The sequence below is a fragment of the Bradyrhizobium sp. UFLA05-109 genome (genome assembly GCF_054185165.1).
Window position 1 is genome coordinate 106,434 of record NZ_JBBIAR010000025.1, and the last position, 16,318, is coordinate 122,751.

The 16,318-nt window shown below is 65.0% G+C and carries 16 protein-coding genes; 10 read left to right on the forward strand and 6 right to left on the reverse strand.

The annotated features are described in order from the left end of the window. The first annotated feature begins 63 nt into the window (after window positions 1-63). Window positions 64-1,434, forward strand: coding sequence for a TIGR03808 family TAT-translocated repetitive protein (locus Q3C01_RS19920; RefSeq protein ID WP_458147004.1), 1,371 nt, complete (start codon window positions 64-66; stop codon window positions 1,432-1,434). A 159-nt stretch (window positions 1,435-1,593) separates the two neighbouring features. On the opposite strand, the gene Q3C01_RS19925 is transcribed toward Q3C01_RS19920, so the two are convergent. The 4 genes from Q3C01_RS19925 to Q3C01_RS19940 form a co-directional block, all read right to left on the reverse strand. Next, the gene (locus tag Q3C01_RS19925) at window positions 1,594-2,073 is read right to left on the reverse strand and encodes a TIGR03809 family protein (protein WP_458147024.1); all 480 of its coding nucleotides are present in this window, start codon (window positions 2,071-2,073) and stop codon (window positions 1,594-1,596) included. Between the two features lie 504 nt (window positions 2,074-2,577). Next, window positions 2,578-4,275, reverse strand: coding sequence for a S8 family serine peptidase (locus Q3C01_RS19930; RefSeq protein WP_458147005.1), 1,698 nt, complete (start codon window positions 4,273-4,275; stop codon window positions 2,578-2,580). A gap of 13 nt (window positions 4,276-4,288) precedes the next feature. After that, entirely contained in the window at window positions 4,289-4,993 is a 705-nt protein-coding gene (locus Q3C01_RS19935; protein ID WP_458147006.1) for a hypothetical protein, read from the reverse strand. Further along, window positions 4,990-5,559 carry a sigma-70 family RNA polymerase sigma factor gene (locus tag Q3C01_RS19940; protein WP_458147007.1) on the reverse strand — a complete coding sequence of 190 codons (570 nt, stop codon included), beginning with the start codon at window positions 5,557-5,559 and terminating at the stop codon, window positions 4,990-4,992. The genes Q3C01_RS19935 and Q3C01_RS19940 overlap by 4 nt, the downstream gene beginning before the upstream one ends. 461 nt (window positions 5,560-6,020) lie before the next feature. Here Q3C01_RS19940 and Q3C01_RS19945 point away from each other — a divergent pair, with 461 nt between their 5' ends. Together Q3C01_RS19945 and Q3C01_RS19950 are read left to right on the forward strand one after the other, a co-directional pair. Next, complete coding sequence (locus tag Q3C01_RS19945; protein ID WP_458147008.1) at window positions 6,021-7,184, forward strand: GGDEF domain-containing protein; 1,164 nt, start codon at window positions 6,021-6,023, stop codon at window positions 7,182-7,184. Window positions 7,185-7,240: 56 nt separating this feature from the next. Then, the gene (locus Q3C01_RS19950; RefSeq protein ID WP_458147009.1) at window positions 7,241-8,353 is read left to right on the forward strand and encodes a DUF2336 domain-containing protein; all 1,113 of its coding nucleotides are present in this window, start codon (window positions 7,241-7,243) and stop codon (window positions 8,351-8,353) included. A gap of 89 nt (window positions 8,354-8,442) precedes the next feature. On the opposite strand, the gene Q3C01_RS19955 is transcribed toward Q3C01_RS19950, so the two are convergent. Together Q3C01_RS19955 and Q3C01_RS19960 are read right to left on the reverse strand one after the other, a co-directional pair. Next, window positions 8,443-9,081: an NrsF family protein gene (locus tag Q3C01_RS19955; protein ID WP_458147010.1), complete on the reverse strand. Its 639-nt coding sequence runs from the start codon at window positions 9,079-9,081 to the stop codon at window positions 8,443-8,445. 1 nt (window position 9,082) lies between these two features. Further along, on the reverse strand, window positions 9,083-9,628 hold the full coding sequence (locus tag Q3C01_RS19960) for a sigma-70 family RNA polymerase sigma factor (protein WP_458147011.1): 546 nt from the start codon (window positions 9,626-9,628) through the stop codon (window positions 9,083-9,085). A 297-nt stretch (window positions 9,629-9,925) separates the two neighbouring features. Here Q3C01_RS19960 and Q3C01_RS19965 point away from each other — a divergent pair, with 297 nt between their 5' ends. From Q3C01_RS19965 to Q3C01_RS19995, 7 genes are all read left to right on the forward strand, one after another. Beyond that, window positions 9,926-10,606 carry a hypothetical protein gene (locus tag Q3C01_RS19965; protein WP_458147012.1) on the forward strand — a complete coding sequence of 227 codons (681 nt, stop codon included), beginning with the start codon at window positions 9,926-9,928 and terminating at the stop codon, window positions 10,604-10,606. Window positions 10,607-10,742: 136 nt separating this feature from the next. Then, a complete protein-coding gene (locus tag Q3C01_RS19970; RefSeq protein ID WP_027528161.1) occupies window positions 10,743-11,522 on the forward strand; it encodes an enoyl-CoA hydratase in 780 nt (259 codons plus the stop codon). Between the two features lie 174 nt (window positions 11,523-11,696). Beyond that, window positions 11,697-13,127: a TolC family outer membrane protein gene (locus tag Q3C01_RS19975; protein ID WP_458147014.1), complete on the forward strand. Its 1,431-nt coding sequence runs from the start codon at window positions 11,697-11,699 to the stop codon at window positions 13,125-13,127. 208 nt (window positions 13,128-13,335) lie between these two features. Beyond that, window positions 13,336-14,304, forward strand: a complete 969-nt coding sequence (locus Q3C01_RS19980) for an alpha/beta fold hydrolase (protein WP_458147015.1) — start codon at window positions 13,336-13,338, stop codon at window positions 14,302-14,304. 33 nt (window positions 14,305-14,337) lie between these two features. Continuing rightward, on the forward strand, window positions 14,338-14,757 hold the full coding sequence (locus Q3C01_RS19985) for a hypothetical protein (RefSeq protein ID WP_458147016.1): 420 nt from the start codon (window positions 14,338-14,340) through the stop codon (window positions 14,755-14,757). Beyond that, window positions 14,750-15,850 carry a hypothetical protein gene (locus Q3C01_RS19990; protein ID WP_458147017.1) on the forward strand — a complete coding sequence of 367 codons (1,101 nt, stop codon included), beginning with the start codon at window positions 14,750-14,752 and terminating at the stop codon, window positions 15,848-15,850. Before Q3C01_RS19985 ends, Q3C01_RS19990 begins: the two co-directional genes overlap by 8 nt. After that, a complete protein-coding gene (locus Q3C01_RS19995; RefSeq protein WP_458147018.1) occupies window positions 15,828-16,166 on the forward strand; it encodes a hypothetical protein in 339 nt (112 codons plus the stop codon). Before Q3C01_RS19990 ends, Q3C01_RS19995 begins: the two co-directional genes overlap by 23 nt. Window positions 16,167-16,318: the final 152 nt, after the last annotated feature.

Below are 16,318 nucleotides of genomic sequence, written 5' to 3' on the forward strand. Positions count from 1 at the left end.
CTGCCCCATTTCTGCGCTACCTAACGCTCGCGGATGCGTCCCGCGTCCGCCGGAGGACGCGTTGTGGACCTCGATCGCCGTCATCTCATCGGAGCTTCCACAGTCGGCATTGCCGGTGCGCTCGCCATGCCTGTCGATGCGGCGCGCGCAGCACCCTTGACGTCTGTCCTGGGGCGCGACGCCACGCAATATGGCGTGCGGCCCGGTAGCAGCGAGGACCAGACGCGCGCACTCCAGCGCGCCATCGATGACGCTGCGCGTACGCAGGTGCCGCTGGCACTGCCGCCCGGCATCTACCGCACCGGTGCGCTGCGGCTGCAAAACGGCTCGCAACTCGTTGGCGTGCGTGGCGCCACGAAATTGATCTTCACCGGTGGTGCTTCGATGGTCCTCAGTGAAGGCGCCGGTTCGATCGGCCTCACCGGCATCACCTTCGACGGCAGCGGCATAGCGCTGCCGACGCGCCGCGGCCTCATCCACTGTCTCGGCGGACGCGACGTCCGCATTCTCGATTGCGAGATCACGGGCTCCGGCGGGAGCGGCATCTGGCTCGAGCAGATCGCCGGCGACATCTCGGGCAATATCTTCACCAACATCGCCGTGACGGCCGTGGTCTCGTTTGATGCCAAGGGACTCATCGTCTCGCGCAACACGATTCTCGGCACCAACGACAACGGCATCGAGATCCTGCGCACCGCCATTGGCGACGACGGCACGCTGGTCGCCGACAACCGCATCGAGGACATCAAGGCCGGCCCCGGCGGCTCCGGACAATACGGCAACGCCATCAACGCATTCCGCGCGGGCAACGTCATCGTCCGCGGCAACCGCATAAAAAATTGCGACTACTCGGCAGTGCGCGGCAATTCTGCTTCCAACATCCAGATATCAGGCAACAGCATCAGCGACGTGCGCGAGGTCGCGCTCTATTCGGAGTTCTCGTTCGAGGCCGCGGTGGTCGCCAACAACACGGTCGATGGCGCCGCCATCGGCGTCTCCGTCTGCAATTTCAACGAAGGCGGCCGCATCGCGGTTGTCCAGGGCAACATCATCCGCAACCTGATCCCGAAACGGCCGATCGGCACCGCGCCGGATGACGATGCCGGAATCGGCATCTATGTCGAGGCTGACACCTCCGTCACCGGCAACGTAATCGAGAACGCGCCGTCCTACGGCATCGTCGCCGGCTGGGGAAAGTATCTGCGCGACGTCGCGATCTCGGGCAACGTGATCCGCAAGGCCCTCGCCGGCGTCGGCGTGTCCGTGGTGCCGGGCGCCGGCACTGCGCTCGTCAACAATAACATGATCTCGGAAACTCCGCTCGGCGCGGTCGTAGGGCTCGACCACGCGCGAACGGTGACGACGGATTTGTCGGCTGACAGTGCGCAGCGGTTTGCGCAGGTGGTAGTGGGTGGGAATGCGGTGAGGCGGTAGGCACTGCTGTAGTTCTTGGACTGTTGACAACACGCACACTGCCGTCATCCTGAGGTGCGAGCCACACCGTAATTGCGAGCGCAGCGAAGCAATCCAAAGTCTTTCCGCGGAGACAATCTGGATGGCTTCGCTGCGCTCGCGATGACGGAGGATGCGGACCTAAAACGCATTCCGCAGCAGCGGATACTTCGCTTCGATGCCGTCGAGGCTGAAGATGAATTCGACCACGCGCTCGGGGATTGCGGGCGGTAGCTCGGGGGCGATCGAGGGTTCGGCGATCTTGGCGAGCCGTTCGGGCATGCTGGCTCGGCCGACCGGCACGACCGTCTCCGGTACGATGTGCACGGCCTTCGGCTGCACGGTCTGGGCGCGCTCGTGCCGCACCGTTTCGCGCGACAAGGCCGCCGGCGACCAGCCCAATGCAAACGTCCCGACGGGGCTCATCGCGGGCACATCAGCGCCGTCGGCGAGCGCCCGCCACGTCTGCACGGCGCGTTTAGCTTCCTGGATGTTTTCGAGAAAGGCGACTTCGGAGTGATAGCGACGCCAGCGTCCGGTCTCGAACATTTCAGTGAGATGTTCCAGCCGCTGCTCGGCGAGTGCGCACCAGCGCTCCGCGATATCGCGACCGCAAGCCACGCCTTGGCGATGTGTCATGAATCAGCCCGTCAGGAGAGAACAACGGACGCGGGACGCAACGCAGACGAATCAATTTAGACGTGACGGGATTATTTTGTGGAAAAGTTTTGACTTGTCCAGCTACGACACAAAATTTCGAGGCCGGACTCCGTATTTGAGCGGAGTTTTCGCAGGCTTTCATCGTCAAGCCCCGTGCAAGCATGACGGTCTTGCGGTGCAACGCGCGGGGCGATTCGCAAACGATCATCCGCGCGGTCTCAACCCGGAGGTGAAGGGCGAAGCGCTTCGGAAGTTCGAGAGCCCCAAAAAGAAAAGACCCGTCCGGGGGGACAACCGGACGGGTCAAGCCATATGGGCGCTTGGGGTGGATGGGCGCTCGCGCCTGATATGACTGATGGGGAGGGATGACCGCTCCCACATCATTTGGTCGTGGCACAGGGCCGAACGTTCAAAACCCATCGCGTGATTTTTTAACCTTTGCAGTCCGCGCGCGCTTGCGGGCAACTATCGTGCGGCAGGTCTATCCGCTTGAGAAAGCGTGGATTTATCGCCGGCACTGGAAAGCGAGGGTTGCTCCAGCGCGCGCGTTCCAGGCTCTTCGCGACGTTCCGACGCATCTTCACGTTTTGTTGTCCCCGGCGCCGCCGCGACCGGCGTCGCACCATCGACGGCAACCGCCATGACCGCGGCGTAAGCATCGGGCTCGCCGTCGCCGAACAGATCGTCGCGGCCCGGCGTTCCCAAATCGCGGGCGGTGTTTCCAAGCGTAAGGCGCAGCGCCTCCGGCTTCAAAGCGTGATTGCGCTCCAGAAGCAGCGCCGCGACGCCGGAAACATAGGCCGCCGAGAACGAGGTGCCCGACGTCATCTGGTATTTGCCATCCGGCGCCGGAAGGAAGATGTCGACGCCGGGCGCGGCGAGCGCGATGTAGCTGCCGCGATTGGACGCGGAGAACAGCTTGTCCTGCGCATCAGTGGCGCTGACCGCGATCACGTTGGGATTGGCCGCAGGATAAAGCGGCGGCGATTTCGCGCCGGCATTGCCGGCCGCGGCGATCAGCACCAGCCCGCGCGCGGCGGTCGCCGCGATGGCGCGCTCGATCACCGCGTCCTTCGGACCGGCAAAGCTCATATTGACGATCTGCGCGCCGTGCTCGGCGGCGTAGTTCAGCGATCTCAGGATCACGTAGGAAGAGCTCTCGGCGCCCCCCGTGGTGCCGCCGAAGGCGCGGATCGCAATGATGCGCGCCTCGGGCGCGCTCCCCATCAGACGTGCATGCGACACGATCGCACCGGCGATACCGGTGCCGTGGACGTGCGGCCCTTCCTTGCTGCCGAGCGCGTCGAAATTGTCTGCGATCGAGTTGGCAAGCTCGGGATGGCTGGTGTCGATCCCGGAATCGATCACCGCGACCGTGACGTTGGCGCCATGCACAAGCATATGCGCCACCGGCAGGCGGAGCTTTGCCAGCGCATATTGCGCGGGGTCGCCTTCCGCCGGCACCCCCGCCTTTTGGTCCTGGAGCATATAACGGAAATTCGGCTGCAGCGAGCGCACGCCATTCGCAGCAGCGAATTCGCGGCGCACGGTGTCGTAGGGCCGGCCATCGGTGATACGGAACAGCCCGATGGTGGCGCCGATCAGCGGAAAGCTCTCCGACGTAATGCGGGCTAGGCCGTGGCTGCGCGCAAGCGCGTCGGCATCGGCCGTGGAAAGGTTACTGTCGAGCTCGGCCACGAACTCGTTGGCGAAACTGCGCGACGTGGTCACGGTCTGCACCGTATTGCGGCGCGAGTTGCCGGAGGGGCCCTTCTTGCCCGATTTACCCGAACCGCCGCCGGCTGCATCCGCCTGGCATTCGCCGCCAGCGTCGCCCGAGGGCGCGCTACAGGCCGGATAGAGATTGGGCGAATAGCGCACGTAAGGCAGCACCGCAGTGTGGGCCATGCGCGCCGTCAGCCGGGGCACCACTCTGGGTCCGCGATCGACGCGGCCTACCGCCCGCCCGGTAACGACGGGACTGCCGCGCCCCGTCACCGTCGCGCTGATGGTCGGCGTGCGCGAGGGAACGCTGATTGTCGGCGTCCGCATGACCGCCTGCGCGTGGGCGACCTCGCCGCCGAAAGCACCGAGCAAGAGAACCGCGCCCACCGACGAGGCGCAGGCGCCCGCACTCAACAAGCTTTCGGACTTACGCTTCATGACTCGCGGATGCTTAAGGCGCCGCCACGGCGAGGTTGACGACCTTTTCGCGCTGCATTCTGCCGAGCAGCGAGGCGAGCTCGTCGTTGCTCATCGCCTTGTTGAACTGGAGACGGAACATGCCGCCCCTGGCGCCATCGACGATCGAGGCCTGGTAGCTGTCGAGCAACGCGGTGATGTCGGCAACCCGCGCATCCGGCGTGAAGCGCACCAGCGCATGGGCCGGCGCCGGCGCCACAGGCGAGGCCCCAAGCTCGCGCGTAATCGGCGCGTCCGTAGAGAGCGAGGCAGTCTGGAAGGTCGAGCTCTGGTTCTTCACCAGCACGGCCCCGATGACACCGGCCTGGAGCAACAGCGCGACCGCGCCGAGGCTCGCCGACCAGGCCAGCGTGCGTGGCGACAGGCTCGCGAAGAACGTCGAGATGCGTGTCGAGAGCGACAGCCCCCCGGCCTCGCGTACGGGCTCCGCCTCGATCGCGGCGAACAGCTTCTGCATCGCGCGGGCGGACGGAGCACCGAGGCTCTCGTTGAGATGGATGGTCTCTTCGTACTCGGCGCGGATCGCGGCGTACTGCCTCGCCAATTCGGGATCGCGGGCGATCGCGTCCTCGACCCGGCGTGCGTCGCGCGAGTTCAGCGTGCCGGCAGCATGCCATGGCAGCAGCATCTCAATTTCACTGGGCTCTTGCTCCAGCATCTTCTTGCTCAATGCCATCATGGCCAGCCTCGTTCAACACCGGCTGCCTTGAGCAGCTCGGCTAGTTTCTTGCGCGCATAGAACAAGCGCGTCTTCACGGTGTTCTCCGGTATTCCGACGATTTCGGCCACCTCTTCCACGGACTTCTCGTGGTAGTAGACGAGATCGACGATTTCCCGATGTTCCGGCGACAGTGACGTCAAACACTCTCGCAACGCTTCACTGGTATCCTTCTTCTGCACCGCCGTTTCCGGATCGTCGGACGTATCCTCGATCGCGTTGGCGGCCTCTTCGTCCAACTCAAAATCCTTCCTGCGCCGAAGCGCAGACAGGGCCTTGAATCGGGTGATTGCCAGCAGCCAGGTGGAAACAGCGGATCGGCCCTCGAACTTTCCGGCCTGACGCCAAACGTCGAGAAACACCTCACTGATCAGGTCCTCAGCGACCTGCTCATCGCGCACGAGCCTAAGCCCGAAGCGATAGACCCTGACATGGTGCCGCCCGTACAGCACCTGCATAGCGAGCCGGTCGCCTTGAGCGATCCGGGCGATCAGGACTTCGTCCGAAGCCGCCTGTGTCACGCTCAAAGGCCGTCTCGCAAAGTTGGTCGGGTCGAAACGGCAAGCGGTTCGACGGGTGGAGCAAGATTCTTCAACCTACCGCAGTCGTACGGGGACATGTGTGATGTACCCCACATACGCGCGCATTCTTGCAGCCCTAGGGGGCCAGCCAAAGACGGTAACATAATACTATAACTTTTCCTTGCGGAGCGCCCGCGGGCGCGGCCCGATCTTACCAAGCCTCGATCCATAACGCAGCCTTGAGCAGGGCATTCGCCAGCTAATTGACTGTATCTCTGGACCTTACCGTTGACCTTATCCGTGGCCCATTCTCTGGCCTATCGCCGACAATCCCTAATCGCTCGCTAATTTCAGTGTCGGATCAAAGCACTTACCCGGGCGGCGGGCCCGGATTCGCACCGCGAGGATACCAAACCTAAAGGCTTGCCACGTAGATTTTTGGACTGACATTCACCAATGGCAGGTTCATGAGCACGACCGCGACATCCATATCCATCCCGGAGCGGAATGCCGCAGAGGTCGCGGAGCTCGTCCTGTCTGCCGACCAGGCCACGCCGGAGGTCGTCGCGCGCCGCATGCGGCAGCGGCGCCAGATGTATATCGGCCAGGCCGCCAGCTACTCGCTCGGCGCGTCCGTCCTGTTGCTCTACGCCTATGGCGGGGCGATCTCGATGATCGTGCCGTCGCTATTCTGGCTCGTCGGGCTGATGATCATCGGAAGCTTCGCGGTGCTGTCGGAGGCCGGCGTCGGCGAGCGATTCAGGGACCACTACCTCACCGTCTTCCAGATCTCGGCGCATATGGCGCTCCAGCTCGTCTTCCTGCTGGCGGTGCCAACGATCGGGATCGCTTTCATCAGCGTGCTGTTCCTGATCTTCGCCTTCGGCACGCTGCGCATGACCTCGCAGCAGGCGATGCTGACCTGGGCACTCGCGACCACAGGGCTCGCCTTCGTCTTTCTGATCTCCGACCTGCCGATCGGCTTGCCAGTGACGAGCCGGCTCGAGCGGCTCGCATCGATGCTGTGCTTCGTCCTGGTGATCGGCCAGTGCGCCTTCCTCGGCCTGTTCGGCAGCACGCTCCGCAAGATCCTGTATCGGCGCAGCATCGAGCTGAAGGCGGCCTATCGGCGCATCGAGGAGCTTGCCGAGCTCGACGAGCTCACCGGCTCCCTCAACCGCCGCTCGATCATGCGCGCGCTCGAGGAGGAGATCGCAGGTGCGCGCGAGGCAAACGTCCCCTGCTCAGCCGCACTCATCGATCTCGACTGGTTCAAGCGCATCAACGACGCCCACGGCCATCCGACCGGCGACGAGGTGCTGCGCACCTTCGCCATCACCATCTTCGCCAATATCCGCCCCAACGACCGCTTCGGTCGCTACGGCGGCGAGGAGTTCCTGCTCTTGATGCCGGACACGTCGGGCGAGGCAGCCATGCGCATGCTCGACCGCCTGCGCATGATCGTGGCCGAGCTCGACTGGAGCGCGTTCGCGTCCAGCATGCATGTGACGATTTCCGCGGGCGTTGCGGCGCTGCGCGACAATGATAGTGCCGACACATTTCTCGCGCGCGCCGACAGCGCGCTCTATTCCGCCAAGGCGCAAGGACGCAACCGCATTGCGACCAGCTGATCAATCCATTTAGCCCGGCGGAAAGACCGCCGGACCGAACGCTCCAGGACAGGGCCATGAGATCGAAACCCGCCAAAGAATCCGCCAAGGTTTCCGAAAACCTGCTCGACGAATTGCAAGCGACGCTGTCCCACGGCACGGTTGCGCGTCGTGTCGAGACGCTGCGCCGCGTCACAGACCTCTTCATCGGCGGCGTGGTGGACTATTCCGATGACCAGGTCGCCGTGTTCGACGACGTCTTCCAGTGCCTGATCGACCATATCGAGACCTCGGCCAAGGTGCTGCTCGCCGAGCGCCTGGCACCGATCCACGCAGCCCCGGCCATGACCATCCGCACGCTCGCACTCGACGACGTGATCGATGTCGCCGGCCCTGTACTCTCGAAGTCGGAGCGACTGGACGAGGCGACCCTGCTCGAGATCGCGCGCAGCAAGAGCCAGGCACATCTCAAGGCCATCTCGATGCGCCGCGTGCTGTCCGATGTCCTCACCGATGTGCTGTTGGCGCGCGGCAACGACGAGGTGGTGCAGTCGACGGTCAAGAATCCCGGCGCGCAATTCACGGAAATGAGCCTCACCGAGCTCGTCCGGCGCGCCGAACGCGACGACGACCTCGCAACTTGCGTGGGCCTGCGCCCGGACCTGCCGCGCCATCATTATCTGAAACTGATCGCGAAGGCCTCCTTGAGCGTGCGCAGGAAGCTCGAAGCCGCCAATCCTGGTCAGTCCGACGCTGTGCTCGGCGCGGTCCACGAGGCGGCCCAGCGCGTCCGCGCGGCGACCATGACGCGGCAGACCGAAATGGCGCGCGCGCTGGTGAAATCACTGTTCGAGGACGGCCGTCTCAACGAGCACCAGGTCACGGCCTTCGCCGAACAGGGCAAGTTCGATGAGGCCAATGCCGGGCTCGCGGCGCTCGCGGGCGTGCCGGTTGCGATCGCCGAGAACATGATGATCGAAAGCCGTACCGAGGGGGTAATGATCCTCGCCAAGGTCGCCGGCCTGTCATGGTCAAGCGTGCGCGCGATCATCGCGATGCGCGACAAGCTGTCCGGCGGCGATCCGACCGACCTGTTGAGCGCGCGAGACACCTACGAGGCGCTGCGCACCTCGACGGCGCAGCAGGTGCTGCGCTTTCAACGCATGCAGCAGAGCACGACGTCGGCATAGCCGGCACGGGAGCCTATTGTCTGAGCTTGGTCTCGGCGAAAACGCGTTCCCCGTTTGTCGCGAGGGAAGACCGGTCCACTCTTTGCTCTCTAGTATCTCAGGACTCTTGATCCAACGAGCGCACCGATCGCGGTGACGAGCCCGGCGGCGAGCGTGTACCAGGTCGCCACGAACAGCGGCGAGTCGTCGGTGCAGTGCGAGGCATAGAGCGTCGCCGCCAGCCCCGCCGACAACAGGCCTGCGAGCGCGCCGGCAAGCGCAGGCCGCGACGGAGCGCCGTGACGTAGGCCGAACAGCGCGCCCGCAAGCAACGGCAACGACATTGCGGGGATCGCCGACAGGCACACCCTCGAATTCTTGCCGACGAGCCGCATCGTCATCGGCATCGCAGGCGCCATCATCATCTCGCCGCCGATCGCGACCGCGAGCAAGGCCACGGGAAGCAGCAGCAGCCAGCCCCAGCCGCGCATCAAGGCCTCGGGTCGCGACAGGTGCAGACTGATCGCGATCGCGGGAATTGCGAGCGAAAGGGTGACGGCGAACTTCATGTCGAAGAACGGATTGTGCATCGCGTTCATCACGTCCGGCCGCACGCCCAAGAAAGTGGCGAAGATCAGGATCGAGAGCGGCGCGGCCACCAGCAGCGAGAGCGCGAGCACGGCGCCGACCTTCGGCGCGCGATGAGCGTTGTCGGCCGCGAGCGTACGAATGAGTTGATCGGTATCCATCTCATCTGTCCCGCAATTTGGCGGTAAGCGCGGCCAGTCCCCGATGTAGCGCGACGCGCACCGCGCCTTCGCTCATCGACAATTTTGATGCCGTGTCCCTGATCGAGGTGCTGTCGACGGCAATCGACTGCAACACGTCACGCTGGCGTTGCGGCAGCGTGGCGAGCTGCGCCGCGACCTCTCCTGCGGAGGCCGTCTCCTGCGGCGCCTCGCCCGGCAGCGTTTCCGCGAAATCGTCGATATTGACGAAGATCCGCCTGCCCCGTCGTCTCAGCGCGTCGATCAGCTTGTTGCGGGCGATCGCGAAGAGCCAGGGCGCGAAGGGCGCTTCACTGTCCCAGGTATGCCGCTTCAAATGCACCGCCAGCAAAATGTCCTGCACGATATCCTCGGCTTGATCGGGAGGCTGCCCGGCCCGCGCGAGACCGCGCCGGGCGGCAGCCCGAAGCACCGGCGTGACCGCCTTCAGCAGGCGATGATACGCCGCACCATCCCCTGCCATGGCCGACCGCATCAGGCCGGTCCATTCGTCCTCACGTCCGCGCACGCGCGCCCCTCACACGGCAATTCGGCCGCTCTTTCAATTTGTTACGCCGGCAGACATACTATCACGAAATCGTGATAGCTCAGCCAGCGACGCATCTCCCCACGATCCGGCCGAGCCGGCAAGCCCGGGGGCTCATAACATCGTTCGGTCCGCCTCGCACCCGCCAAGCCGGACGGAAGCGCCGGATTGCCCCGTTTTCGCCCGCTCAGGCCCGAAGATTCCCACTTTCTGCCGTGCTGCGGTCACGCCCCGGGGGCTCTGTTCGCGCCGGGCGGGCGCATTGGGGAGATCGTCAAAATGATCAGAGCCAGCGGGCGTGTCGCGTTAGTTCTGGGCGCCGGACTTTTTCTGCTGTTCGGGGGCGCCTCGCAGGCGGCGCCGACCGCGTCCACGTCTGACGACACCGACAGCGCGACCAAATCGGCCGAGACCGCCACCACACCAATCAAGCATCGGCGTCACTCCGCGCGTCACCACACCAGCAAGACGGCGCAGAAATCCTCCGACTCGCAGAAATCCTCCGACTCCAAGAGCGACAGGAGCGCTCCCGAGGATGTGGCGAGATCGGTCCCTGGCACCGTCGCGCCGGCCACGAGCACGATGCCGCCGTCGGTCGCCAACGCCAATGCGCAGCTCGCCTCTGCCGATACACCGACGGCCGCGGCAGCCACTGCCATGACGTCGCGGGCCAATGACAACGTGCAGGCCGCAGCCGACCAGGCGACTGCAGCGCCGTCGCCGGACAGCCAGGCGTCCGCGTCAGATCAGCCGGACGATGCCACCCAGCCGCCGGACAACCCACCTGCACAGAGGACTGTCGTCGCCGCATCCGATGCGCAGCCGCGCCCGGCTCCGGTGATGGCCGCCGCGAGCAGCGAAAACTCGGCCTGGGACCAGAGCTCGCTGATCGGCAAGATCTTCATCGGCTTCGGCGCGCTCCTGACGCTGGCCTCGGCCGCGCGCATGCTCATGGCTTGATTCTTCAGGACTCTTGGGCCTGGGCCGGTTCCGCAGACGCGCGGCTCGCGCGTCCCGTGGGGCATGTTCGCCCCCTTGAAGCCCACCGCGCCAGCGGGCACATTGCCCGCCCAATCGAAAAACGCGTGGGTGGAGCATGAGCACGTTCGAGCACATCATCGTCGAAAGCCAAGGCGCGGTCGGCATCATCAAGCTGAACCGCCCGAAGATGCTCAATGCGCTGTCCTTCGGCGTCTTCCGCGAGATCGCCGCCGCCGTGGACGATCTCGAGGCCGATGACGCGATCGGCTGCATCGTCGTCACCGGAAGCGAGAAGGCGTTCGCCGCGGGTGCCGACATCAAGGAGATGCAGCCGAAAGGCTTCATCGACATGTTCTCGGAGGATTTTGCCGCGATCGGCGGCGACCGGGTGGCGCGCTGCCGCAAGCCGACGATCGCCGCGGTCGCGGGCTACGCACTCGGCGGCGGCTGCGAGCTTGCGATGATGTGCGACATCATCATCGCCGCCGACACCGCGAAATTCGGCCAGCCCGAGATCACGCTCGGCACCATTCCCGGGATCGGCGGCACGCAGCGCCTGACGCGCGCGATCGGCAAGTCCAAGGCGATGGATCTCTGCCTCACCGGCCGCATGATGGATGCGGCGGAAGCCGAGCGGAGCGGCCTCGTCAGCCGTGTGGTCCCCGCCGACAAGCTGATGGACGAGGTGATCGCGGCCGCCGAGAAGATCGCGGCGATGTCGCAGCCTGCGGCCGCAATGGCCAAGGAAGCGGTGAACCGCGCCTTCGAGACCACGCTCGCCGAGGGCATGCAGGTTGAGCGCAACCTGTTCCACGCCACCTTCGCACTGGAAGACCGCTCGGAGGGCATGGCCGCCTTCATCGAGAAGCGCAAGCCGCTGAACAAGAATCGGTAAGGCTGGTGTAAGGCTTCCCAGGGCTCCCGCAGGATTCCTGTGACGTAGCTGCAACAAGCACGGATTTCATGGGACATCCACCCGCGGCAGTTTGCCTGCGGGACCGGCGCTGGGTAAACAGGTAAGAGGGCCGCCGTCGGTGGGGGCGGATAGCCGGGGTTGTTGCGGGATCAAATGAAGGGGCGTGCCGCCAGAACTGGCCGCGTGAGGACGCGGCGCCGATCGGGCGTGGGTCATGTTCTTGTCACATGGGCTGCGCTGACGTTTTCCTGCGCCCTCCCCGCAGCCGCATTGGCCGAAGCGTTGCCGGAGGCTCTGGCAAAAGCCTATCAGACCAATCCGCAGCTCAATGCCGAGCGGGCGCGCCAGCGCGCCACCGACGAGAACGTGCCGCAGGCGCTTGCCGGCTACCGGCCGCAGATCGTGGCGAGCCTGAGCGCCGGCCTGCAATCGGTGCGCAACCTGCTTCCGGACAACACCATCCAGACCGCGACGCTGAAGCCTTGGACCATCGGCGTCACCGTGACGCAGACCCTGTTCAATGGTTTCCGTACCGCCAACAGCGTGCGCGTCGCCGAGCTCCAGGTGCAGTCGGGCCGCGAGGCGTTGCGCAATGTCGGCCAGGGCGTGCTGCTGGATGGCGTGACTGCCTACACCAACGTGCTCGCTAACCAGTCGCTGGTCGAGGCGCAGCGCTCCAACGTCGCGTTCCTGCGCGAGACGCTCGCTGTCACCCAGCGCCGGCTGAACGCGGGCGACGTCACGCCGACCGATACTGCGCAGGCCGAGGCGCGCCTCAACCGCGGGCTTGCCGATCTCAACGCCGCCGAAGTCGCGCTTGCCATCAGCCAGGCGACCTACGCCCAGGTGATCGGCAACCCGCCGTCGCAGCTTCGGCCCGCCGAGGTCGTCGACCGCTATCTGCCGCGCAGCCGCGAGGACGCGCTCGCCATGGCGATTCGCGAGCACCCGGCGGTGATGGCGGCAGGCTTCGACGTCGACGTCGCCTCCACCAACATCCGTGTCGCCGAAGGCGCGCTGCTGCCGAGCGCCAATGTGCAGGGCAGCGCCAGCCACAGCCGCGACTCCGACCCGACGCTGGGCACATTCGGGACCGACCAGGCCTCCATCGTCGCCAACGTCACCGCGCCGATCTACGACGGCGGCCAGGCCGCGTCGCAAACGCGGCAGGCCAAAGAGGTCACCGCACAAAGCCGCCTCGTGCTCGACCAGGTGCGCAACCAGGCGCGGACCGCCGCGACCAGCGCGTGGGTGGCAAACGAAGGCGCCAAGATCGCGGTCTCGGCCTCCGAGTCCGAGGTGAAGGCGGCGACCGTCGCCTTGCAGGGCGTGCAGCGCGAAGCCGCCGGTGGACAGCGCACCACCGTCGACGTGCTGAACTCGCAAGCCGACCTGATCCAGGCCAAGGCCCGCCTGATCGGCGCGCTGCGCGACCGCGTCATCGCCTCCTACACGCTGCTCAGCGCGGTCGGCCACCTCGACGTCAAGACCTTGAGCCTCAACACACCCGACTATCTGCCCGAAGTGCACTATCACCAGGTGCGCGACGCCTGGCACGGCCTGCGCACCCCGTCGGGGCAGTGAGCCCGGCAGGGCTCCCCAAAAATATCGAAAACAACCCCATGCAAAGTAGAATGGCCCGGCCCCGGCCGGGCCAGGATTTGATGCGCCGGGCAAATCAACAGCAATTCCATCGTAAGGGATGGCCCGCGATCGCACGCCGCTTCAACGTCGAATCAACTCGCGCTAGAGTAGCGACCAACGTATCGATCGACTCATCTCGTGAGGCCCGTTGACTTCAAAGCTTCTTCGTGGCGCAGCCTATCTCTGCCTGATCGCCCTGCTGGTGCTCGTCGCAGCCGTCATCGCATTCCGCCTGGCGGCTTCCGCTCGCGAGACCGCGGGCCGAGCCGATCTCGCGCCCTCGAGCGGGCATTGGGTGACGACGCGCTCGGGTGACGTCTTCATTCAGGAGAAGGGTCCGCTTTCCGGGATCCCCGTTGTGCTGTTTCACGGCACCGCCGCCTGGAGTGAATTGTGGCGCGCGACGAGCGATGCGCTCGCAGCCGGCGGTTATCACGTGATCGCGCTCGACCTGCCGCCGTTCGGCTTCTCGGATCGGCCAGGCGGCTACACGCGACACGACCAGGCCGATCGCGTCAACGACGTGCTCGAGAAACTCAATGCGGCGCCCGCGATCATCGTCGGCCATTCCTTCGGCGCGGGCGCTGCGACCGAGCTGGTGCTGCGCTTCCCGGCGCGCGCTCGTGCCCTGGTCTTGGTCGATGCCGCGCTGGGGCTGACGGCCGAACCGTCCGATCCGCCGGCGGTGCTGCGTCCGAAATGGCTTCGTGAAATGCTGGTGGCATTGACGGTCACCAATCCGCTTGCCACCAGGATGCTGCTGCAATCGCTGATCGCAAGGAAGGATCGCGCCTTGCCGGAATATGTCGAGATCCTGCAGCGGCCGGTGACACGGCAGAACAGCACACCCGACATCGCCGATTGGCTCTATTATTTCCTGGGCGCGGACCGCGGCGCGCGCAGTGCCGACCGCAGCGCCTATGCACGGATGACGACGCCCGTCGCTATCCTCTGGGGCGAGCTGGATACCGTGACGCCGCTCGCCCAGGCGCGCGATTTGAATGGCCTGTTGCCCCAGGCACACCTCACTCTGCTGCCCGGGCTCGGTCACATTCCGCAGATCGAAGATCCCGGCCAGTTCAATGATGCCCTGCTCAAGGCGCTCGGGACACTCTAAACTCGAACGAGATTCGAACTCACCGGAGGGATTATGGACGTCATCCGATTGTGCGCTTTTGGCTATGCCGCGCTGCTTGGTTTCGTGATCCTCACCGGCTACATCCCCGCCTTCATCGACCAGAACGACATGATCTTCGGTCTGTTCCGCCGCACCTGGTACGCCGACGGCCTGCACCTCGTCTCCGCGCTGTGGGCGCTCGCCTCAGCGCTGACCTCGCGCCGCGCATCCGAACTGTTCTTCCAGCTCTTCGGCGTCTTCTATTTCGCCGACGGTGTGCTCGGCCTCCTCACCGGCAGCGGCTATCTCGACTTTGGCATCCTCATCAACGGCGTTTTGAACCTGCCGCTGTCGACCCGCATCTTCGCCAATGCGCCGCATCTCGGCCTTGGCGGGCTTGCCATCCTGATCGGCTATCTCCTCGCACCGCGTATGCGCCCGGCCCATGCTTAAGCGCCTGCGTCGCATCGTCTTCACGCTGGTCGTTCTGATCGCCGTCGCGATCCTGGGGCCGCTCGCTTATATCGAGGGGACCTGCCAGCCCACATCCGACGTTGCATCCGCGGCGACGGCCGCAGACGTGCTGCCGCCGATCGGCGAGAAGGGTTACCGACGGCCGCTCGACAACACCTATTTCACCTTTCCCGAATGGTACATCGTCTATTCCTTCGAGGATTTTGGCCGCTTCCTCGACCAGTCCAGCGAAAGCCGTTTCGGCTATCTGCACCACATCCTCGGCTTCTGGCAGAGCTTCTGCACCATCAACAGCGCAGTGCCGGCAGCTACGGAATCGCGCTTCGACGTGAAGATGATGATCTACGTCATCGGCATCAGCTACTCCGCCGAATACGCGATCAAGGGACTTTACGAGAACACCATCGGCCGCGCGTTCGAATGGATCAGGGGCGAGAAGCTCACGCCACAGGATGAATACGCCCGTACGGTGCTGCAGGACTATGCGGCCTTCCTCTACACCATCCCCTGGTACAAATATCCGTTCGGTGACACGCTGAACGGGCTGACGGCGATCTCGGCTCCGACGCCGAGCAATCTGCGCACGTGGGAGCGCGACTTCGCGCTCGGCATCGAATATTTCATCAAGATCGGCTACGCCGCCGCGATCCAGAAGGCGCTCGATGCCAGCGATGACGACGAGCCGCGCGACATCATGTTCGTGGTCGCAACGCTGCCGCAGGACTTGCTTGGCGCCGAGCCCCGCATCACCCCGGTCCGGACGCTGTCACCGGATTGGCAGCTCGTGCAGGCGCCGCGCTACAAGGCGCTGAGCGAGATTCTGAACAACCTGCTCGACGGCGGTCACCGCCTGGCGGAGATCGCAGGCAATCACGAGATCCTCATCACAGTGATCACGCCGCAAGGGACGGCTCTCGATATTCCCGACACCACGGAGCTGTTTTCACTGGATCTGGACGCCAAACCCGGCTTCCGCAGGGCCGGCCTTAAGGCTAGGATCGATCGGCTCGTCGAGATCAAGCGCGAGCTGACGACGAAGGGTGCGAGCCTTGAGCACTTCTACGACTACTAGCCGGGCAACAAAGCGGCCGCTCCGCAGGATTGCGTTTGCGGTCTCGCTCGTCGTCTCGGGCTGGCTTGCGCTTGTCGTTGCCCTCACCTTCGGCGCCACCCCCGGCCGTTCGCTGGCCGTGATCGGGCCGCAGGCGCAGGCGATCGCGGCAATCGCGAACGCCGACGGCCGCGTATTGGCGTCGTACGCCTACGTCACCATCGCCCGCTCAAACGCTGCCGACTTCGTCAGCCGGCTCTACGCCGCCGGCGCCCTTCTGGTGCTCGATGCCGAGCAGGCCGGCGGCTGCAACGGGCTTGCGCCGAAGCGAAGCTGAAGCAGCCCGGGGTCTCGGTGCTTTCGGGACAAAGCGGACATGAGCCGGCGGACAACCTACGCTCAGCCGGTCGAAAATGATGTGGTGGACGACGCCCGCTCCCGGCATCGAATGTGCCAAAGGGTGGTCGTTGAAAAACGAATCACCGGAGG